Raw genomic sequence first — 20,995 nt, forward strand, 5'->3', positions numbered from 1 at the left:
TCACCATGCAGGCAACCCTCTCGTCCGGCTGGCCGACGCTGCTGCGGCGGCTGGAGTTCGTGGCCTACCCGGCGGCCGCCGGGGCCGCCTTCACCCTGCTGTCGCTCGGTGTCGTGACCTGGCTCCCCGCGCTCGCCGCGATGGGGCACGCCCTCCAGCGGTGGCGGGCGGAGGGTGACAGCCGCTGCTTCACCAACACCTTCGCCGCCTTCCCGCAGTACTGGCGGTCCCTGTGGCGCCACAGCCTGGCGTCCACCGCGGCAGGCATCGTCCTGGCCGCCAACATCGTCCATCTGCTCGGCCGTCCGGAGCCGTGGACGTTCGTGCTGCTCGCCGCGCAGGTGGGTATCGCGGCCGCGCTCACGATCCACCATGTGGCGCTCGCGGCCGAGGCGGGCCGCTCGCCGCGCGGCACGGTCCGCACCTGGTCGCGCGGTGCGCTGGCCCTCGGCTTCGGCTCGGCGGCCCGTGGCACCGCGCTGCTCGGCGCGGTGGTCTCCGCCGCGCTGATCTCCCTCGTCGTACCGCTGGGGCCCCTGCTCCTCGGCCCCAGCATCCCCGTACTGCTCGCTCTGTCCTTCGCAGACCCCAGGAGGCACACCCCATGAGCCGTGTACTGCGCACCACCCTCGTCGCCGCGCTCGCCGCCGGCGCACCGCTCGCCTTCCCCCCGCCGTCGGTGGCCGCCGAGGCCGCAACCGCGTACTACGTGTCGCCGTCCGGCAGCGACTCCAACGCCGGTACGTCGGCGGGCGCCCCGCTCGCCACGATCCAGAAGGCGGTCGACCTGGCGCCGACGGGCGCGGTGGTCAACCTCGCCGCGGGTACGTACAAGCAGGACGTCGTGACCAAGCGTTCCGGTGTCACCATCACCGGTCCGGCGAACGCCGTGGTGAAGGGGGCCGGCGACGCCCGCATCATCCAGGTGCAGCACGACTCGACGACGCTCAGCGGCTTCACCGTGGACGGGCTTCACGGGTCGGCCGGCGACGTGTCGGGGTACCGCCTGAAACTCATCTATGTCATGAGCACGACTCCCGGTAACGGGGTGGGCGCGCTGCGGATCACCGGGATGACGCTGAAGAACGCCGCCGACGAGTGCCTTCGGGTGCGCTATCTGGTGACCGGGGCGGACATCTCCGACAACACGATCACCAACTGCGGGGTCGCCGACTTCAAGTTCGGCGGCGGCGGCAAGAACGGCGAGGGCATCTACCTCGGCACGGCCCCGGAGCAGCAGGGGGCGAACGGCGCCCCGGACGCGGCCCCCGACATCAGCAAGAACAACCGCATCCATCACAACACCATCGCCACCCAGGGCAACGAGTGCGTCGACGTGAAGGAGAACTCGACCAACAACTACGTCGAGTACAACGACTGCAGCGGCCAGAAGGACTCCAGCTCCGGCGGCCTGGACGCCCGCGGCAGCGGCAACATCTTCCGCTACAACACCATTCACGACAACGTCGGCGCGGGCATCCGGCTCGGTGGTGACACCGCGACGGACGGCACCGGCACCAGTGTTTACGGCAACACCATCACCGGTAACGCGGGCGGTGGCATCAAGTTCATGCGCACCCCGCAAGGTCCGGTGTGCACCAACACCATGAGCGGCAACACCGGTGGCGACGCGGTCGGCACCTACGGCAGCGAGTACGACCCGACGGGTGCGTGCCCCCAGTGACCGGGCGGGGACCCGCGAGACGCGGGGTACTGACGGCGGCGGCCTCTCTGGCGGCGGTCGCGGCCACGGCGCCGGGGGCGCAGGCGGCCGAGCGGTCGGGCGGCGGCGCGAGCCGGTCGCGGTGGACGACGTCCTGGTCGACCGCGCAGACCGCGCCCACCGCCACGGACACGGTGGCGAGCGCCGGCCTGACCGACGGCACCTGCGTCACCAACGTACGGCTCTCCGCGGGCGGAACCGTCCGGCTGCGCTACGGGCACGCCTTCGGCACGGCCCCGGTCCTCGTCGGCCCGGTGACGGCGGGCGGCCTGCCGGTGACGTTCGGCGGGCGGCAGCAGGCGTGGCTCGCCGCGGGGTCCACGCTGACCAGCGACGCGGTCGCCGGACTGCGGGTCGCCGAGGGGGCGCGGCTGACGGTGGAGACCAGGCTCCCCGGCCCCACCGGTCCGCTCTCCTTCCACCGCAACACCCATGCCTCGCACTCCGTGGACGGCGCGCGCACCACTTCGGTGTTCCTGCTGACCGGCGTCGAGGTGACGGGCGCGCACGGGCCCGTGGTCGCGGTGCTCGGCGACTCCATCACGGAGGGCGTCGGCACCCCCGACGACGCCGATCTGCGCTGGCCCGACCAGCTGGCCAGACGGCTCCCCGGTTCCGCCGTCGCCAATCTCGGCATCAGCGGCAACCGGCTGCTGCTGGACGACGCCCGGTTCGGGCCGGGCGGCCAGGCGCGCTTCGACCGCGATGTGCTGTCGCTGCCCGGACTGCGCACCGTACTCGTCCATCTCGGCGTCAACGACCTCCAGCAGCCGCCGAGCCAGACCGATCCGGCGCGCGTGCTGGCCGGGTACCGGCAGCTGGTGCTGCGCGCCCGCAACGCCGGGCTGCGGACGGTGGGCGCGACCATCGCCCCGTTCGGCGGCTGGACCCGCTGGACGCCGGAGCTCGAAGCGGTGCGGCAGCGGATCAACGCGGCTGTGCGCACCGGCCGGGTCTTCGACGCCGTCGTCGACTTCGACGCGGCACTGCGCGATGCGGCAGACCCGGCACGGCTGCTGCCCGCGTACGACAGCGGGGACGGACTCCACCCCAATCCTTCCGGTCATGCCGCACTGGCAGCGGCCGTCGACCGCCGAAATCTCCTGTGAGGGCCGCATGACGAACCCGGGCACCACTCCAGGCACCACCCGCCGCACCGTTCTCGCCGGTGCAGCTGCTCTCGGCGCGGCCGCCGCGCTGCCGCTGACGCTCACCGCCGCCGCGTCCACCGCGCACGCGGCGGACGGGTCCGCCGTCATCGACGACGCCACCGCACTGCGCACCCGCTGGCACACCCTGCTCACCGGCGGCCCCGGCCTCGACCTGACGGACCCGCAGATCGCCTCGGCCGTGGCCAGGATCGGCAAGGCCGCGACCACCTCGGCCAAGGGCCTCGACCCGGCCCGGACCGACGGCCTGTTCCCCGATCTGACCAGCACCACGCTCTCCAACCATGTGACGACATCGTTCAAACGGCTCGCCACGGTCGCGACCGCGTGGGCCGTCCCGGGCACCCCGCAGTACGGCGACACCGCACTGCGCGATCTGCTGCTGGCCGGCATCGACTGGATGCTGACCAACCGCTACGGAGCCGAACACACCCGGTTCGACAACGACTGGGACTGGGAGATCGGCTCCGCGCTCGCCCTCAACGACGCGACCGTGCTGCTGTACGACGCGCTCGGCACTGAGCGGCTGGGCCGGATCACCGCGGCCGTACGGCACTACACACCCGATCCGAACCTCTGGCGGGCCGACCGGCAGATCGCCACCGGCGCCAACCGAGTGTGGATCTCCACCGTGGTCGCCGTCAACGCGGTGCTCAGCGGCACGGGCGACGATCTCGCCCGGGTCCGTGACGCTCTTTCGGACGTCGAGGGTTCGGGCGCCAACAGCGTCCTCGCCTTCAACGACGCGAGCGCCGCGGCGGAGGGCACCGGCGAGGGCTTCTACTCCGACGGTTCGTTCCTCCAGCACTACAAGCACCCGTACAACGGCGGGTACGGCAAGGAACTGCTGAACAACCTGTCCCGGCTGCTGAACCTCCTCGCCGGGACCACGTGGGCGGTCACCGACCCCGACCTCGACAACATCCGAAGCTGGGTGGACGACGGCTTCGATCCCCTGCTGGTGCGCGGCGACGTGATGGCGTCGGTGTGCGGGCGGGAGATCGCCCGTCCCAGCAAGCAGGGCCATGTGTCGGCGCAGACCGTCATCGAGGCGGTGGTGCGGCTGATCCCGAGCTTCCCCGGCGAGACGGCCGACCGGTTCACCGCCCTGGTCAAGCAGTGGATCGCGGAGGACACCTACCGGGACTTCCTGGCCGTCACCGACCTGGCCTCGCTGGTCGCCGCCCGGCAGGTCATCGCCTCCCCGGTGCCGGCCCGGGGGCCGCTGGTCGCGCACAAGCAGCACCCGCGGATGGACAAGGCGGCCCACCGCCGGCCGTCCTTCTCGCTCGGCATCTCCGCGTACTCGTCCCGGATCTACAACTACGAGTCGATCCAGAACGAGAACCTGCACGCCTGGCACCTCTCCGACGGCATGGTCCTGCTCTACACCGACGACCTCGGGCACTACAGCGAGGACTACTGGCCGACCGTCGACCCGGCCCGGCTGCCCGGCACCACGGTCATCGCCGGGCGCCCCGCGGACGCGGCGGGGCAGCGCACCACCAGCACGGCCGACTGGGCGGGCGGCACCGCGCTGCCGGGCACGACGCTCGGCGCGTACGGCATGGAGCTGCGCGCGTACGGCAGTTCGCTGCACGGGCTGAAGAGCTGGTTCTGCCTGGACGACGTGATCGCCTGCGTCGGCTCGGGCATCGACGCCGACGCGGGCACGGCCGAGACGGTCGTGGAGAACCGGAAGCTGCGCGACCCGAAGGCCGCCCTGCTGGTCAACGGCACGGCGGCGCCCACGGACGCCGGCTGGTCGGCCCGGCTCGACAAGGTGCGGTGGCTGCATGTGGCCGGAACCGGCGGCTACGTCTTCCCGGAGCCCGTCACGCTGAACGGTCTGCGCGAGGACCGCACCGCGACCTGGCGCGAGATCAACCTCAAGTACGGCACGGACACCTCGGTCACCCGCCCGTACCTGACGCTCTGGCAGGACCACGGCGCCGCCCCGAGCGGGGCCGGCTACTTCTGGCTCCAGGCCCCGGCGGCCTCGGCCGAGCGGACGAAGCAGTGGTCGTCCGCGCCGCCGGTGAAGCTGATCGCCCGCTCCACCGCCGTGCACGCGGTGCGCCGCTGCGCGGACGGGCTGGTCGCCGCGAACTTCTGGACGGCCGGCACCGTGCAGGAGCTGTCCTCGGACGGCCCCGCCTCGGTGCTGGTCCGCCCGGACGGGAAGACGGTGAAGGTGTCGCTGTCCGACCCGACACAGCTACGGTCCTCGGTCGTACTGGACCTGGCGCAGCGCGGCCTGAGCGTCGTCTTTGCCGATCCGGGCGTGAGCGCCCGCTCCACCGGCAGCGGCATCCGGATCACCGCCGACACCACCGGACGCCACGGTGCAACCCTCAACCTCACCCTGAAGAGGAGCTAGACCCTTGCTGTTCGACATGCCTCTGGACCGGCTGCGCGACTACCGGCCAAAACCGGAGGAGCCGGCCGACTTCGACGCCTTCTGGGAGAAGACGCTCACCGAGACGGCCCGCCACGACCTGGACGCCGAGTTCGTCCCGTACGACGCCGGGTTCGCGACCGTCGACGTGTTCGACGTGACGTTCCGGGGCTGGGGCGGCCAGCCGGTCAAGGCCTGGCTGATGCTGCCGAGGACGCGTTCCGGCCCGCTGCCCGCCGTGGTGCAGTACATCGGCTACAACGGCGGCCGGGGCATCCCGTACTCCTGGCTGACCTGGAGCGCGCTCGGGTACGCCCATCTGGTGATGGACAACCGGGGCCAGGGCGGCGGCGGCAAGAACACCGCGGACACCCCGGACATCGGCCCGGACGGGCACGGCTCCTCCTCGCCCGGCTTCCTGACCCGGGGCATCGAGGACCCGTACCGCCACTACTACCGGCGGCTGATCACGGACGCGGTGCGGGCGGTGGACGCGGCGAAGGCCCACGAGGCGGTGGACGCCTCGCGGGTGGCGGTGCTCGGCGGCAGCCAGGGCGGCGGGCTCGCGCTGGCCGTCGCCGGGCTGCGGGACGACATCGTGGCCACCGTCGCCGATGTGCCGTTCCTGTGCCACTACCGGCGTGCCTCGCAGATCACGGACGCCGGACCGTACGCGGAGATCGCCCGCTGGCTGTCCGGGCACCGCTTCCGCATCGACGAGGCGATGGAGACGCTGTCCTACTTCGACGGGGTCAACTTCGCCGCACGGGCGAGTGCCCCGGCATGGTTCTCGGTCGGCCTGATGGACAAGATCTGCCCCTCGTCCACGGTGTTCGCCGCCTACCACCGCTACGCGGGTCCGGCCGAGATCGAGGTGTTCACGTACAACGGGCACGAGGGCGGTGCCGAGTACGACCTGCCGCGCAAGCTCGGCGCGCTGCGGGGCGTGTTCGGCCGGTAGCGCTCCACGGTCACCGGCCCAGCGCCGCCATCGCGGCGTTGTGGCCGGGGACCCCGCTGACCCCGCCGCCGCGCACCGCACCGGCCCCGCAGAGCAGCACATTGTCGTGTGCCGTCTCCACCCCCCACCGGCCGGTGGACCCGGTGGCGTACGGGAAGGCGAGGTCCCGGTGGAAGATGTGGCCGCCGGGCAGCCGCAGATCCCGCTCCAGGTCGAGCGGGGTCTTCGCCTCGATGCACGGCTCGCCGTTCCCGTCGCGGGCCAGGCAGTCGGTGACCGGCTCGTCCAGGTGCGCGTCGAGCTGGGCGAGCGTCGCCGCGAGCAGTTCGGCGCGGGTCGCCTCGTTGTCGGTGGCGAAGAGCCGGGCGGGGGTGTGCAGACCGAAGAGGGTGAGGGTCTGGTAGCCGCGGGCGGCGAGGTCCGGACCGAGGATCGACGGGTCGGTCAGCGAGTGGCAGTAGATCTCCGACGGCGGGGCGGCGGGCAGCCGGCCCGCTGCGGCATCGCGGTAGGCGTCGGCGAGCTGCCCGTACCCCTCGGCGATGTGGAACGTCCCGGCGAAGGCCGCGCGCGGGTCGACGGAGCGGTCGCGCAGCCGGGGCAGCCGGGTGAGCAGCATGTTCACCTTCAGCTGGGCGCCCTCGGCCGGGGCGGGCGGTTCGTCCCCGAGGAGGGCGGCGAGTGCCTGCGGGGAGGCGTTGACCAGGACCTTGCGGGCCGCGACGGTCTGCTCGCCCTCGGGTGAGCGGACGGTGACCTCGGCCCGTGTTCCGTCGGTGTCGATCCGGGTCGCCTCGTGCCTGACCCGGATCTCTGCCCCGGCCTCGCGGGCGGCGCGGGCCAGGGCGTCGGTGAGCGCACCCATGCCGCCGACGGGGACGTCCCAGTCGCCGGTGGAGCCGCCGATGACGTGGTAGAGGAAGCAGCGGTTCTGGAGCAGCGACGGATCGTGCGCGTCGGCGAAGGTGCCGATCAGGGCGTCGGTGAGGACGACTCCGCGTACCAGGTCGTCGGTGAAGTTCTTCTCGACGGCGACGCCGATGGGCTCCTCGAAGAGCGTCCGCCAGGCCTGAGTGTCGTCGATCCGCTCGCGCAGGGCGTCGCGGCCTGGCAGCGGTTCGGTGAGGGTCGGGAAGACCCGATCGGCGACGTGCCGGGTCATCCCGTAGAACCGCTGCCACGCCTCGTACTCCCGGTCGGAGCCGGTGAGAGCGGCGAAGGAGTCCCGGGTGCCCTCCCCGCCGACGAGCAGCCCGGTGGCGCGGCCGTCGCGCACGGTCGGGGTGTACGAGGAGACGGTCCGCTTCCGTACCGCGAAGTCCAGTCCGAGATCGCCGACGATCTTCTTCGGGAGCAGGGACACCAGGTACGAGTAGCGCGACAGGCGGGCGTCGACCCCGTCGAAGGGGCGGATCGAGACGGCCGCTCCCCCGGTGGTGGCCAGCCGCTCCAGGACCAGGACGGACTGTCCGGCACGGGCGAGGTAGGCGGCGGCGACCAGACCGTTGTGGCCGCCGCCCACGATCACTGCGTCATAGCTGTCGGGTGCGGGCATGACCCTTCGTAGCACGGCGCGATCGCCCGTGACCAGAGGGTGTGGGGCCCGGTCGCTGCGGCAGCCGCTGCCCGCTGCGCAACGCCGGCCTGCCGCGTGACCGGAGGCCGTGCCGCCCCTCAGTGCGGCGGCCGCTGCCCGCTGCGCAACGCCGCGACCTGCCGGTAGAGCTCGACGGCCTCCGTTCCCCGGCCGAGCTGCTCCAGGCAGTGCGCCTCGTCGTTGCGGGCGGCCAGGGCGTCGGGGTGGTCGGCGCCCAGGAGCCGGTCGCGGGCCGCGGCGACGGTGCGGTAGACGGTGAGGGCGTCGGCCCAGCGGCCGAGCCAGCCGAGGCCGACGGCGACCTCGCGGCGGGTGACGAGGGTGTCCGCGTGGTCCGGGCCCAGCACGCGTTCGCGGATCGCGCACACGTCGCGCGCCTCGGCGAGCGCCTCCTCCCAGCGGGCGAGGCGCCCCAGGTTGACGCCGAGGCCGTGGCGGGCGCGGAGCGTCTCGGGATCGGCGGCGCCGCCCACCCTGGTCCGGTCCGCCACGAGGGCGCGGTACAGCTCCAGGGCCTCCGCGCTGCGGCCCAGGCGGCCGAGGCTGATGCCGACCTCGTAGCGGGCGGAGAGCGTGTCGGGGTGGTCGGGGCCGAGCGACCTCGACCGGGCACGGGCGACTTCACGGTACGCCTGCAGGGCCTCCGTCCAGCGCCCCAGCCGGCCCAGGGTGTACGCCACCTCGTAGAGCGTGACCAGGGTGTCGGGGTGGTCGGCGCCGAGCAGCCGGCTGCGGGCCGACGCCACGTCCCTGGCCATCCGGTAGGAGTCCTCCAGGCGGCCGAGCCTGCCGAGGTTGAAGGCGAGGTTGTGGCGGCAGCGCAGGGTGTCGGGGTGGTCGGGGCCCATCGACCGTTCCCGGGAGGCGAGCACTTCCGCGTACACCTGATGGGCCTCGAAGTGCCGGCCCAGCCGGCCCAGCACGTACGCCGACTCCTGGCGGGCCGCCAGGGTCTCCGGGTGGTCGGGGCCCAGGATGCGCTCGCGGCCCCGGGCGACGCGCTCGAACTCCCGCAGGGCGTCCGAGGCACGTCCGGTGCGGCTGAGGGTGAAGCCGATCTCGTACCGGCTGGCGAGTGTGTCGGGGTGGTCGGGGCCCAGCGCGTGCTCCCGTTCGGCGGCGACCGCGCGATGCACCTCGCCGGCCTCCTCCCAGTGGCCGAGGCGGCCCAGGTTGAGGCCCGCACTGTGCCGGCTGGCGAGGACCGACAGCAGTTCCGGCGACGGGGTCGGGCGCTCGGCCCCGGCCGGCGGCAGTTCGCCGGTCAGGCTGCGCAGGTCGGTGCCGGTGGTCCACTCGCCGGTGAGCCCTGCCCAGTGGTCGGGCGGGGCGAGCACGGCGTGGGTGCCGGTCGCCTTGTGGCCGGTGGTAATGGAGCGGGCCCAGGCGGGCAACTGCTGGCCCGGGAGCACGACGGGAACGGGCGGTGCGAGCGGTACCCGCCCGGTGGGCGGCAGGTGCGGCTGCTCGCCGGTGCGGCCGACGGCGATCCGCTGCCGGAGGTCGCCCGCGTCGACGGGCCGCTCCTCGGGGGTCTTGGCCAGCAGTTCCAGCACGACACGGTCGAAGAAGCCCGGGAGCTCGGCCCGGTGGGTGCGCAGCGGACGGGGCTGGGTGTCGCGGTGTCCGACGAGGACGGCCCAGGCGTCGTCGAGGTCGAACGGCGGCACCCCGGTGGCGATCTCGTAGAGCACGCAGCCCAGTGAGTAGAGGTCGCTGCGGTGGTCGATCTGGCCGCCGCTGATCTGCTCGGGCGACATGTAGTGCGGGGTGCCCATGGCGATGCCGGTGCCGGTGAGACGGGAGGTGAAGCCGACGTCGTGGCCGAGCCGGGCGATGCCGAAGTCGCAGATCTTCACCGTGCCGTCGGCCAGCCGCATGATGTTGGCGGGCTTGAGGTCGCGGTGCACGACGCCCTGCTGGTGGGTGTAGCCGAGGGCGTCGGCGACCTGTTCGGCGATGTCTACGACATCCGGCACCGGCAGGGGGTGCTGCTTGTTGTCCTCCAGGAGCTGGCTGAGGTTGCGCCCGTCGAGGAGCTCCATGACCAGGTAGAGGACGCCCTCGTGCTCGCCGAAGTCGTGGACGACGGTGACGCCGCGGTGCTGGAGCGCGGCGGCTACCCGGGCCTCGCGACGGAAGCGTTCCCGCAGGACGCGGGTGAAGGACTGGTCGTGCTGGGGCCCCATCGGCTTGAGGCATTTGACGGCTACGTGGCGGCCGAGCGACTCGTCGCGGGCGCGCCACACCTCACCCATGCCCCCGCGCCCGATCAGATCGAGCAGTCGGTACCGGCTCTGGATCAGCCTGGTGTCCGCCATCGCCTGCTGTCGCCCCCGTCTGCTCCGCCTGCTGTCTACTGCTGCGCCCTCCCCGGCCCGTCCAGTATGGCGGCCCGGCTGCGCAGTTTGTACGGGGTGGGGCGGCTGCCGGGACCGAGCCGGGCCATCGCGTTCAGAATGTGACCGGGCGGGAGCCGCCAGCGGAGCCGGGCGGGGATGCGGCGCAGCAGGGCTCCGGCGGTGCGCAGGCGCCGGTCGACGGTGTGCGCCGGTGCGGCGGGTCTGCCGTAGAGCTCATGGGCGTACGGGGGCAGTGACTGGTAGGCGAGTGCCGCGACGCGCCGCCACAGCAGGGCCCGCACCGGTACGAGCAGCGGGTGGACGGGGGGCCGTCGCAGGAAGTCGTCGACGTCCAGCGCCTCCGCGGACGCGGCGAGCCGGGGACGTACGCGCTCGAAGTAGGCGGCGAGCTGTGCGGTGGTGGCCGGGACGTCCACGGGGTCGAGGCCGACGAGGCGGGCGCTGCGGCGGTGCTCGTCGACGTAGCGGTCGGCCTGGGCGGCGGTGAGCGGGAAGCCGGAGCGGCGTTCGACCTGGAGGTAGGAGTCCACCTCCGCGCAGTGCACCCACAGCAGCAGTTCGGGCTCGTCGACGCCGTAGCTCTCCCCGGTCTGCGGGTCGGTGGCCTTGATGAGCCGGTGGATCCTGCGGACCCGGGCACCGGCCTGCTCGGCGGCCTCGGTGGTGCCGTAGGTGATCGTGCCGACGAAGCCGGCCGTGCGCATCAGCCTTCCCCAGGCGTCCTTGCGGAAGTCGGAGTTCTGCACGACGCCGCGTACGGCGCGCGGGTGCAGCGCCTGGAGGTAGAGCGCCCGGACTCCGGCGATCCACATCATCGGGTCGCCGTGCATCTGCCAGGTGACGGATTCGGGCCCGAAGAGCCCCGGGTCGGCGTCCACCATGCCGCTCGTACCTCCCGCTCGGCGGCGTACGTGCGTATGCCGTACGCCCCCACAGGATGCGCGCGACCGGGCGGAAGCTCCAGACCCCCGTCCCGCACGGTCACGCCCCGGCGATCACCGCCGCACCGGCCCGGCAGGGGCCTCGCGTCATTCGTGGGGGACGACCGCGACGGGGCAGCGTGCGTGATGGATGGCGCCCTGGGCCACGGGGCCCAGGGACGGTGCCGGGCCGCGATGGCGCCGGCCCCGGCCGACGACCAGCAGATCGGCACCCTCGGCGGCCTGCACGACGGCCTTGGCGGGGCTCACCAGCGCCGTGCCGTCGGTGACGTCCACCTGCGGGAACCTCTCACGCCAGGGAAGGAGGGTCTGGCCGAGGAGCTTCTGCGTGTCCTGGACGACTTCCTCGGCCACGTCATGGTCCACGCCCCAGGGCACGTACGCGTCCACCGGCAGGCTCCGGCCGTGGACGGCCCGAAGGGGCATGCCGCGCGCGGCAGCGGCCTCGAAGGCGAATCGGAGCAGGTCGTCGCAGGGCCCGTGCAATTTGAGCGCCACCACCACGCCGCGCGTTCCGCTCGGGGCGGACTGTCGGCCGTCGTCCCCCGTACCGGCCCGTACCAGGACCACCGGCCGCTCGGCACGGGCCACGACGGGCAGGCTGATGTCACCGAGGAAATAGCTCTCCAAGGGCACCAGCCCCCGCGAACCGAGCACGGTCATCTCGGACTCCGATGCCGCTTGCAGAAGGGCGTGCTCGGCGTCGTCGGCGACCAGGCTGCCGACGACGGTGAGGCCCGGGTGGTGCGCCTGGAGTTCGACCCGCGTGTTGTCCACGATCCGTCTCGCCCAGTAGTTCTGATCCTTCTCGGCGGGAACGTTGGCCGGTTCCTCCACCAGCAGCGGCCATGCGTGCAGCAGGCGCAGCGTGAGCTTGCGCCGCTCGGCTTCGTCGGCGGCCCAGTGGGCGGCTGCCAGGCTCTCGGGCGACCCGTCGAGGCCGACGGTGACGACTGGCTCCATGACGAATGCCTCCGTCTCTCAGGGAACCGGAACGGCGGCAGAGGATCGACGGGGTCGAGCAGCTGCGCAGACGCGCCGGGCACGGATCCTCTTCATCCGACAAGTACCCCAGATCCTCCGGCGGCGCATTTGGAGGGCGCCATCCGGCTGGCCCGGGGTGCGCGGGAGGCAGATAGTGGAGAGGCGGCGCATCGGGCGGAACCCGCCGGGAGGTGCTCACGGAAGCTCTCGGAAGCCGCAGAGGAGGCTACCCGCCATGAGCGCTTCTCCCACCCGTATCACCTCGGCCCTGCCCGCCTCGTACCGTGCCCGCCTGATGCAGATGGGGCAGGAGGTCAATTTCGAGGAGGGCGCGCGCCTCTTCAACGAAGGGGACCACGCGGACCGCTTCTGGATCCTGCGTTCGGGCACCGTCACACTGGACTTCCGCGTCCCCAAAAGCTCCCCGGCCTCGATCGAGAACCTCGGGCCCGGCGAACTCGTGGGCTGGTCCTGGCTGTTCGAGCCGTACATCTGGCACCTCGGGGCCGAGGCGATGACGCCCGTCCGTACCCATGAGTTCGACGCGGCGACGGTACGGATGACGATGGACGCCGATCCCGCCTTCGGTTCGGCCATCGGCCACTGGGTCGGTCAGGTCCTCGCCCACCGGTTGCAGGCAGCCCGGGTCCGTCTCCTCGATCTCTACGCCCCGCACGGCGGTGGCGGCCTCGTGTGATCCGTACCGCCGCCCTGGCCCCACTCGGGTGAAAGCTGCGGTCACACCCTCCGGCTGGACCCTCGTACCACCGCGACCACCGAGAATCGGCCCTCCGTCGGCCTTGCGGCCACGATCACGGAGTGCACGGTGGATGGAACCCTCTCGCTGATTCTCCTCCTTCTCTTCCTCTGGGGTCTCTGCTCGCAGCGACTGGCACGCGTCGAACTCACCGCCCCCGTGGCGTTCGTGGCTCTGGGCCTGCTGCTGGCCGAAGGTCTCGGCGTACTGGACCTGGCCCCCTCGCCCGGTACGGTACGGGCGCTCGCCGAGACCACCCTGACCTGGGTCCTCTTCACCGACGCCGCACGGCTGTCCTTCCGGGCGCTCCGTCCCGACCTCGGTCTGTACGTGCGGCTCCTGCTGCTCGCCCTGCCGATGTGCATCGGCCTCGGCGCGCTCGTGGCCATGGCCCTGCTCCCCGGTGTGTCGGGCTGGGCAGCGCTGTACGTCGGGGCCGCACTCGCCCCGACGGACGCCGCGCTCGGCGCCACGATGATGGTCGATCCGGTGGTGCCCGAGAGGATCCGCCGGCTCATCAACGTCGAGAGCGGTCTGAACGACGGCATCGCCACCCCCTTCGTCGTCATCGCCCTCGCCGCGGTCGCCGCGGCCGGAAGCACGTCGAGCGCCCATGCCTCCGAGGCCGCCCTGGTGGAACTCGCCATCGGCCTGGCCTACGGCACGGTGCTGGGGCTGACGGCCGGGTGGCTGCTGCGTTCCGCCCTGCGCAGGGGCTGGACCACCGAAGGCGTCGCCGGGCCGGGCGTCCTGGCGCTGGCCCTGTTGAGCTACACCTCGGCCGTCGCGATCGGCGGCAATGGTTTCGTAGCCGCCTTCATCGCAGGTCTGGCCTTCGGCTCGGCACACGCCGCCTCACAGCACGTGCTGCTGTTCGTCGAGCAGTCCGCCTCGCTGCTCTCCGTGCTGGTCTGGCTGCTCTTCGGCGCCGTGCTGGTGCCGGCCGCCGTCACTCACCTCACCTGGCAGGCACTGCTCTACGCGGTGCTGAGCCTGACGGTGCTGCGCATGGTGCCGGTGGCCCTGTCCTTGACCGGAAGCGGTCTGGACCGAAGAACCGTCCTGTTCGTGGGCTGGTTCGGTCCGCGCGGACTGGCATCCGTCATCTTCGGTCTGCTGGCGGTCGAGGACCTGGCCCCGTCGGCCGCACGGACGATCGTCCCGGTGGTCGCCTGCACCGTGCTGCTCAGCGTCCTCGCACACGGCATCACGTCCACTCCCCTCGCCCGGCGCTACGGCAGAGCCGCACAGGCCACCGGCGCGGTCGCCGCAGGACCGGCCGTGAACGCTCTGCCCGTCCGAGGCATGACGGCGGGCACCGACTCCGGTCACACACCATGAGCACCGTACGGCAGGGTGTCGGCGCACAAGAACCGGGCGAGCCAGGGCCACGACACCTCTCCGGACGCCGTCGAAGGAAGGCTGAGGCGTGCCGTCACACCCCCGTCGTGGCCCTGACTGGTTTCAGCGGTCATGAACCGACCGAGGCCGTTGTCAGCCGCGAGCGACCCGCAGGCTGTACGTGACCTCCGCGTCGGCCATGATGCCGTTGTTGCGCGCGGTGATCGTGAACCGCTTGGTGCCCGGGGCGGTGGGGACTCCGGTGATGCCGCCTGTGTCCTTGTTCAGGCTCAGTCCGGCGGGCAGCGCGCCGGATGTGACCTCGTACCGGACCGTCCGGGGCGAGCTGGAGGTGACCTTGAACGCGTACAGCTCACCCACGCGGCCGTCGGCCGGCTCCGGTGTCGTGAAACCGGGCTTCGGCGCCCGCACCGGCTGAGCCCGGCCGACCGGACTGCCGGACGAGTCCAGCTCCTGCAGCGACCACTCCTTCCCCTCGGTCAGCTCGCTCAGGTGCCAGTTCTTCTTCTCGTCGGTCATGAGCTGCTGCTGGGCGGGCGTGAAGGCGCCGGACTCGATGGCGGAGTTCCAGATCCGTACCGCGGTGAGGACCGCCGCGGTGTCGGATCCGTTGGCGAGACTGTCCGTGCTCGTCTCGAACCAGCCGAAGTTCGCGCCGATCGACGCGCCGAGGGCCAGGTTGTGCTCGACGCCGAGCGTGCTCGTGCCTCCGCCGATCGGCAGTGAACCTCCCATGGCGGGTAGGAAGTTGGCCCGGTAGAAGTTGTTGTTCCTGGTCACCTGCGCGTAGTTGGAATCGGACCAGCCGATGCCGCCCCAGCTGATCCGCGACTGGGCGAACCAGGAGTTGGACGACGGGTTGGAGGCCTCGCAGATGAAGCCGTCCTGGGAGTCGAGCCGGCGGTGGATCCCGTTGACCAGGTGAGCGAAACCCTGGCCGCGCCAGCCGTTCCAGGACGCCTCCTCCAGTCCGTCGTACGAGATGTTCCGGACGCCGGTGCTGTTGACCATGGTGGCAAGGCGGGTGGCGATCTCGTCGATGACCGGCAGGTCGCCTCGTGCTCCGCCGTACTGGTTCTCGCTGACCCGGGTGGCGTCGGCCCCGGCGGGGTGGGCCGCCGCGGCCGATCCCCACTGCGCCCGGCTGACGCCGGTGAACTGCCACTCGCCGGCGCCGGCCTGCGTCACACCGGAGTACGTGAGGAACTCGTCGCCGATGCGCAGCCGGCGGCCGATGACGTGACCGCCGCCGCCGGAGTCGCCGTCGGCGTACAGGGTCGTGTCCGACGCGGCCAGAGCGCGGGTCAGCTTCACGGTCGCGCCGACCGTGAGCCGCTTGTCGGCCGGTGCGGGAGAGATGTACGGGTCATTGGCCTGGATGAAGTTGGACAGGGTGTGCACGCCGACCCGCATGCCGCCCGCGGCGGCGGTCGCGACCAGTTGAGCCGCGGCGGCGTCCGAGCCGCCGAAGCCGCTGTTGAACTGGTAGTGCCCCGTCGACTTCCAGGGACCGGCCGCGCCCTGCACGGAGTAGACGTTCTTGATGCCCGCCTGCTTCGCGAACTTCATGGCGTCGGAGAGGTTCGAGGTGCCGAGGGACGACAGGGCCAGGAACGGCTGCCGGGTCGCCCGGGCCACCTTCTGCCACTGCCCGTCGATGGTCGGGTACGGCAGGTGCTCGCCGCGCGCGATCTGGCTGAGCACGGTGAGCACGAGATCAGGAGCGCTGCCGTACACGGCCAGCTTCGATCCGATGATCCGGCCTTCGAAGCCCGCCAGCGGGCCGATCCGGATGCCGTCCTCGCGGGTCCGTACGGTGCTGTAGTCGTAGGAGTAGGCGCGCAGAATGCTGCCCCACGACGTCTTCGCCGCAGCGCCCCACTCGTTCTGCGTTCCGGCCTCCCCGTACGGCTTCGGCTTCACCTCCGAGCCGAACCCGTACGCGTCGAACTCCTTGGGCCAGCCGCCGACGGTCTTGTCGTTGAGCGGGGTGATACCGAGGGCGAAGGCGCTGTCACGGACCACACCGACGGCCTCGCCGACGGTGTCGGTGACGCTGGTGGTCAGCGGGCCCCACAGCAGGGTCCGCACATCGGTGCCCGGTGCGGCGTCCAGGCCGACGACCTCGAGCGTCGCGTACGTCGCGTGGTCGACTACCTTGACCTCGACCGTCGCCCGGTCGCCGCTGAACACCAGCACGTGCCGGTCCCGCCGGGAGACCTTCACCTGGGTGGGGGCGTCCTGCTTTCCGTCGCCCAGGACGACGGACACCAGGGGGAGCGACCTGCCCGCCGACAGATGGTCGGTTCCCGTGCGTATGTCCTTCAGTTCGACGACCCGGCCCGTCGGGTCGAGACCCAGCGACAGGAATCCCGCCCTGATCCGCAACGGGCGGCCGGCCCGTTCCGTGAACGCCGGCCCTGCTGCTGCCGGCTGAGTGAGGGCCGGTGTCGCGATCAGCGCCAGCGAACTGACACCGCCGGCGATCAGGAAGTCTCTTCTGTCCACGATTCCTCCGAATCGACATGTGCCGATATGTCTCGTGTTCTACGTGGAGGGTGCAATCGGTTGTGCAGTGACGCCGGCCGGCGTTGTCACCGATGGAGGCCACGACGCCGACCGGTCGCCATGTCACCTATCTCCCGTTGATGGCGACTTCGAGCAGGTCGGTCGTCGACCCGTTCGAGCCGTCGTCGAACGCCAACTTCACGTACTGGGCCTGTGCGCTGAGGGGGTACTGGTTGTGGAACCCGAAATAGGCAGTACCCGTCGGGCCGTTGACGGTACTGGCATCACTCCAGGTCACGCCGTCGACACTGGTTTGGATCTTGATTGTCCTGGGCGTGTCGAGGTACTTCTGATCCAGCGTGTTGAAGTTGATGTCGATGTTCGCGATATCCGACTTCGCGGGCAGCTTGAATTGGATCCAAGCCTTTTCGCTTCCTGGCACCGACCACTTCGACTGATCGAAGTGGTCGCCATCGATGAGCCTGCCGTCGGTGAGGTTCGACAACGCATCCTGCCCCTGGCCGGCCGTGATTTCGGCGCCCTTTGCGAGGTTCCGGTACGGCAGCAGGTCCATGAAGACCCTGTTTGTTCGGTAGGTCTTACCGTCCAGTGTCACGTCTGCCCAGACGACCCCTCTCGTGGGTGCCTCGACCTGCGGGGTGATGATCTTGTTCCCCTTGAACGTGAACGTGTCCACTTCCTTGATGGCGACCGGCTCGTATTTGTCACCGCCGGCCAGATCGACGATTCCGCCATGCCAGTTGATCCGAGCCGCGTCCAAGCCGATGGGCCCGCCTGAGGCCGACCTGCCTTGTATGTCGTAGGTGAGCCCGTCGTTCAGGCCGAACTCGCCGTAGGCCTCTTTCCCCTCCACCGACAACGACGCACTGAGCATGCCGGCGGCATGGACGAGGCCGTCCTTGACCGTCACCTTCAACACGCCTTGCCTGGTCACGCCCTCATAGGTGCCTCGGACCGTGATGCTCGTCGTGCCGTCCGACACCGGATGCACGATTCCACTGGGGCGAACCTTCGCCGTCTCAGGGTTCGCGCTGCTGTAGGTCACGCCCGAAAGCCCGGCTTTCAGTGCGGGATACGTCATGTAGCCCTCGGCCTTGACCTTCAGCACCTTCGGCGCCAACTGCTCACCGGTGACGTCGACGTCGGTCAGCTTGTACTTGCGCTCAGGACTGTCCGTCACGATCTTGACGATCGTGTCGATCGGGTCTTCCTTCACATCGGCCAGGTCGATGGTCAGGCTGTCGCCCTTCTGACTGAACGACGTGACCGGGACGTCGCTGTTCAGCCATCTCACCGACTTCACCCGATCCTTGACCGGACGAATGGTCAGGGACTTGTCGGTGATCGCGTCAAAGCCCTTCTTGCCGTCGGGCCCCTTCACGATGTGCAGATAGATGTTGTTGTCCCTGGCGGTCGCATATCCCCATTGCGGGCCGGTCGTGCTGTTGGGGAAAGCGAACTTCTCGTAGTTTCCTCGTCCATCGTCTTCGTAGCCGGCGCCCGCGAGGAAGTACGGCGTCGTGCCCGTCGTGGACTCATGACGCTCCGGACCATGCTCCGGAGCGAACCAGTCGGCGAGATTCTCTCTTACGTCGATGAACTCCTGGGCGGCCTTCGGGTATCTCGTGGCGATGTCCTGGGGAGAGTCCCAGTTCGGTCCCCGGCTGTCGAGAACCGACTGATCGTTGTTGTCGACATAGCCCCGACCGGCATTCATCACCATCTCTTTGGTGACCTGCCTGAAGTCGTCGCGCTTTCCGTAGTACGGCGAGAGCATGTTCTTGGTGTGGATCATCTTCCACGGTTCCATGGGGGTCCGCTTGAGAAGATGGTTCTTCCCCGTATTGGCGTAGATGCCCGACGCCTCGCTCGTTCTCAGATCCGGATCACCGTACTCAGCCCCCTGGGCATTTGAGTCCACGATGATCTCATCGCTGAGGTCGCGTACCGCGCTGTACATAGCGTCGTAGTTGGCATTGGGCATTGCCTGCGGGCCGTCGAAGTACAGGTAGTCCGGAGAGTAACGCTTGATGAGATCCTCCACATTCTGCACGAACACATCAGTGGAGTAATGCTGCAAGCCGCCGCCCTCGGTAGCGTAGTACAGGCCGAATTTCATGCCGTACCGCTTCACTGCCTGTTCATACGGCTTCAATCCGTCTACTACTTTGCCGTTCTCGTCCTTGGGGAGGTACTCCGCCCTGATGTGCTTCGGATCGGCGAATTTCGACGGCCAGAAGTAGTTCTGCTGCAGGGATTCGACCGAAATCAGCGAGTGTCCTTCACGCTTCGCTCTCGCTGCCCATTGATCAACGGAGTAGTCGGGATCAACGAAGTAGTTGTAAGTCGGGGTGGAATGGGTCAGTGCGCTGACCCTGCCCTCCTCGAACCACTTGTTCGGGCGTTCCTTCACCGTGATGGTGAAGTCTCTTGAGGCAGTACTCCCTTCCTTGTCAGCCACCTGGACGGTGAAGTGGTAGTCGCCTGGTTCGGTGTTGACGCCAACGATGCCTTTGGTGCTGTTCAGATCGACTTTCCCGTCGACCAGTCCATCCGCGATGGAGCCATCAGGGTTCAGCGCCAGGCCATCAGGCAACTTCCCGTCGATGATCTTCCAGGTATAGCCCGGCGCGCCACCGGCAGCCATGAATTGGAAAGCCGAAGCGCTGACGCCGTACTTGTTCTTGGACGCCGACTTGTTCCAGACGTACGGCCATTCCTTGTAGCCGGTCGGCATGTTGTTCTTCGGAAGCGGAGTGTGGATCGTATCGCCGGTCGAGAGTCCTTGCGACACGATCTGCAGACTCCCCGACGGCCCTGTCACGGAATTGACCAGGCCATCGATCTTGTTGCCGTTCTGGTCCGCCACCCGGCCGTAGAACCCGAGATAGGAGACGTTCTGATCCTTGGCTATCGGCACACCGTTCGAATTCACGTCCTCCGTGTAGGTGTGCTCGATCTGAATCATCAGCTTGTTCCAGCCTGCGTGCAGCTGGACGGCTTGCTTCGTCAGATCCTTTTGCACCTCCACCGGGGTGCTCGGCTTCGTCAGGCAGCTGTCGTTCGCATACAGCCGGTACGAACCGCTCGCGCCGACGTTGAGATATGCCTGCTGCTCGACCGGGCTGTAGACGTACGTGTGCGCGTACACGTACTTGTTCCTCGTATCGACACCCTTCTTGACGGAGTAGTACCCGTAAAGATCCTGGTAGTCGTCGTAGTTCCGGTTATAGATGCGGTCGTCGAAGTACTCCCACTTTCTGCTTTCGTTGCCGAAGCTCAATGAATCGCCGCCCTTCGGGCTGATCTCCGTCGTCCCGTCGACCGGGGTCTTCGAGCCATCGGCTTCACATTCATATTTCTTGTCGACCACCGGCGAATCGAATGGGCCCGAGACCAGCCAGGAGTTTATGAACGGAGCGTTCCCGGACACCTGCTGCGCGGACGCCTTTTTCGTTGCGGATGCACCGAACAGGAGTGATGCGACGATCACCACCCCCAAGAAGGAAGCGATCTTTCTATAGCTGTTGCTCACTGTCGAGTGGCCCTCTCTCCATCAGCGCGACTATCCCGTGCTCGGTGGGGGTTGTGCAGTGGTGCCGGCCGGCGCCGTCGCCGGCTGGCACGCACCTCTCAGTGGTGCAGCGGGTTCGTTGCCGGGCTTGGGGCCCGGATTTCGAGGCGTCGGAGTGAGTAGCCGAAGGTCGATGTGCGCTTGATGCCTTGGATGCGGATGTACCGGCCCGGGGTGGGAGCGAGGGTGAGGTTGTCCACGCGGGCGCCTGTGGGTTTGTCCCGGACGGCGGCGGCTGTGGTCCAGTGCGTCCCGTCGTCGGAGACCTGGATGTCGTAGTCCTTTGCGGACGCCGTTTCCCAGTCGAGCAGGGCGCGGCGGACCGTCTGTACCCGGCCCAGGTCCACCTGGATCCATTCGGCGTCACGGTAGGCGCTGGCCCAGCGGCTCGCCGGGTCGCCGTCGGTGGCGTTCTCCGGTCCCAGGCTGGGCACTTCGGACGACGACGCGGTGGTCGGCCGGTGCAGCGCCAGATCCGCTGCGTCGAAGACGCGCATGCTCCACAGCGCGTAGCCGTCGTGCTTGCGGGCCGCTTCGGTGCCGACGAGACGCACGTACCGGGCGGTGACCGGTTCGAAGGTGAGTGTGTCGGATCCCGCGGACGCGCGGTCCGTGCGGCGGGCGACCGTGGTCCAGG

General features: G+C 69.9%; 14 protein-coding genes. 7 read left to right on the forward strand and 7 right to left on the reverse strand.

What is annotated here, in order from left to right; genetic code table 11:
• Window positions 1-5 precede the first annotated feature (5 nt).
• Genes ACFYY7_RS25175 through ACFYY7_RS25195 form a run of 5 tightly spaced genes read left to right on the forward strand, consistent with a single transcriptional unit; the run spans window position 6 to window position 6,251 of the window.
• Complete coding sequence (locus ACFYY7_RS25175) at window positions 6-608, forward strand: DUF624 domain-containing protein (protein ID WP_266734682.1); 603 nt, start codon at window positions 6-8, stop codon at window positions 606-608.
• Window positions 605-1,684, forward strand: coding sequence for a DUF1565 domain-containing protein (locus ACFYY7_RS25180; protein WP_388664695.1), 1,080 nt, complete (start codon window positions 605-607; stop codon window positions 1,682-1,684). The genes ACFYY7_RS25175 and ACFYY7_RS25180 overlap by 4 nt, the downstream gene beginning before the upstream one ends.
• A complete protein-coding gene (locus ACFYY7_RS25185) occupies window positions 1,681-2,832 on the forward strand; it encodes an SGNH/GDSL hydrolase family protein (RefSeq protein ID WP_388664697.1) in 1,152 nt (383 codons plus the stop codon). Before ACFYY7_RS25180 ends, ACFYY7_RS25185 begins: the two co-directional genes overlap by 4 nt.
• Window positions 2,833-2,839: 7 nt before the next feature.
• Window positions 2,840-5,272 (forward strand): polysaccharide lyase 8 family protein, encoded by a 2,433-nt coding sequence (locus ACFYY7_RS25190; protein ID WP_388664699.1) that lies wholly within the window; start codon window positions 2,840-2,842, stop codon window positions 5,270-5,272.
• A gap of 4 nt (window positions 5,273-5,276) precedes the next feature.
• A complete protein-coding gene (locus tag ACFYY7_RS25195; RefSeq protein WP_388664701.1) occupies window positions 5,277-6,251 on the forward strand; it encodes an acetylxylan esterase in 975 nt (324 codons plus the stop codon).
• A 10-nt stretch (window positions 6,252-6,261) separates the two neighbouring features.
• On the opposite strand, the gene ACFYY7_RS25200 is transcribed toward ACFYY7_RS25195, so the two are convergent.
• The 4 genes from ACFYY7_RS25200 to ACFYY7_RS25215 all read right to left on the reverse strand — a co-directional run bounded on the left by ACFYY7_RS25200 (window position 6,262) and on the right by ACFYY7_RS25215 (window position 12,115).
• Window positions 6,262-7,806, reverse strand: a complete 1,545-nt coding sequence (locus tag ACFYY7_RS25200) for a phytoene desaturase family protein (protein WP_388664703.1) — start codon at window positions 7,804-7,806, stop codon at window positions 6,262-6,264.
• A gap of 119 nt (window positions 7,807-7,925) precedes the next feature.
• On the reverse strand, window positions 7,926-10,169 hold the full coding sequence (locus ACFYY7_RS25205) for a tetratricopeptide repeat protein (protein WP_388664705.1): 2,244 nt from the start codon (window positions 10,167-10,169) through the stop codon (window positions 7,926-7,928).
• Between the two features lie 35 nt (window positions 10,170-10,204).
• Complete coding sequence (locus ACFYY7_RS25210; RefSeq protein ID WP_388664707.1) at window positions 10,205-11,092, reverse strand: oxygenase MpaB family protein; 888 nt, start codon at window positions 11,090-11,092, stop codon at window positions 10,205-10,207.
• Between the two features lie 147 nt (window positions 11,093-11,239).
• Window positions 11,240-12,115 (reverse strand): universal stress protein, encoded by an 876-nt coding sequence (locus ACFYY7_RS25215; protein ID WP_388664709.1) that lies wholly within the window; start codon window positions 12,113-12,115, stop codon window positions 11,240-11,242.
• A 256-nt stretch (window positions 12,116-12,371) separates the two neighbouring features.
• Between ACFYY7_RS25215 and ACFYY7_RS25220 the strand changes: the two genes are divergently transcribed.
• Together ACFYY7_RS25220 and ACFYY7_RS25225 are read left to right on the forward strand one after the other, a co-directional pair.
• Window positions 12,372-12,833: a Crp/Fnr family transcriptional regulator gene (locus ACFYY7_RS25220; RefSeq protein ID WP_266734692.1), complete on the forward strand. Its 462-nt coding sequence runs from the start codon at window positions 12,372-12,374 to the stop codon at window positions 12,831-12,833.
• A gap of 129 nt (window positions 12,834-12,962) precedes the next feature.
• On the forward strand, window positions 12,963-14,234 hold the full coding sequence (locus ACFYY7_RS25225; RefSeq protein WP_388664711.1) for a cation:proton antiporter: 1,272 nt from the start codon (window positions 12,963-12,965) through the stop codon (window positions 14,232-14,234).
• A 153-nt stretch (window positions 14,235-14,387) separates the two neighbouring features.
• Here ACFYY7_RS25225 and ACFYY7_RS25230 read toward each other — a convergent pair whose 3' ends face one another.
• From ACFYY7_RS25230 to ACFYY7_RS25240, 3 genes are all read right to left on the reverse strand, one after another.
• Window positions 14,388-16,763 (reverse strand): Ig domain-containing protein, encoded by a 2,376-nt coding sequence (locus ACFYY7_RS25230; protein WP_388664713.1) that lies wholly within the window; start codon window positions 16,761-16,763, stop codon window positions 14,388-14,390.
• Between the two features lie 127 nt (window positions 16,764-16,890).
• Window positions 16,891-20,319, reverse strand: a complete 3,429-nt coding sequence (locus ACFYY7_RS25235) for a putative Ig domain-containing protein (protein ID WP_388664715.1) — start codon at window positions 20,317-20,319, stop codon at window positions 16,891-16,893.
• Between the two features lie 98 nt (window positions 20,320-20,417).
• Window positions 20,418-20,995, reverse strand: a 578-nt coding sequence (locus tag ACFYY7_RS25240; RefSeq protein WP_388664717.1) for a discoidin domain-containing protein, incomplete at its 5' end; no start/stop codon positions are given.

The organism is Streptomyces sp. NPDC001933, assembly GCF_042890955.1.
Lineage (GTDB): Bacteria > Actinomycetota > Actinomycetes > Streptomycetales > Streptomycetaceae > Streptomyces.

What these genes read in the sequence shown, in the direction of transcription:
- ACFYY7_RS25175 (WP_266734682.1), top strand. Translation starts at nt 6, where the DNA reads ATGCAGGCAACCCTCTCGTCCGGCTGGCCGACGCTGCTGCGGCGGCTG.
- ACFYY7_RS25180 (WP_388664695.1), top strand. Translation starts at nt 605, where the DNA reads ATGAGCCGTGTACTGCGCACCACCCTCGTCGCCGCGCTCGCCGCCGGC.
- ACFYY7_RS25190 (WP_388664699.1), top strand. Translation starts at nt 2,840, where the DNA reads ATGACGAACCCGGGCACCACTCCAGGCACCACCCGCCGCACCGTTCTC.
- ACFYY7_RS25200 (WP_388664703.1), bottom strand. Translation starts at nt 7,806, where the DNA reads ATGCCCGCACCCGACAGCTATGACGCAGTGATCGTGGGCGGCGGCCAC.
- ACFYY7_RS25205 (WP_388664705.1), bottom strand. Translation starts at nt 10,169, where the DNA reads ATGGCGGACACCAGGCTGATCCAGAGCCGGTACCGACTGCTCGATCTG.
- ACFYY7_RS25210 (WP_388664707.1), bottom strand. Translation starts at nt 11,092, where the DNA reads ATGGTGGACGCCGACCCGGGGCTCTTCGGGCCCGAATCCGTCACCTGG.
- ACFYY7_RS25215 (WP_388664709.1), bottom strand. Translation starts at nt 12,115, where the DNA reads ATGGAGCCAGTCGTCACCGTCGGCCTCGACGGGTCGCCCGAGAGCCTG.
- ACFYY7_RS25220 (WP_266734692.1), top strand. Translation starts at nt 12,372, where the DNA reads ATGAGCGCTTCTCCCACCCGTATCACCTCGGCCCTGCCCGCCTCGTAC.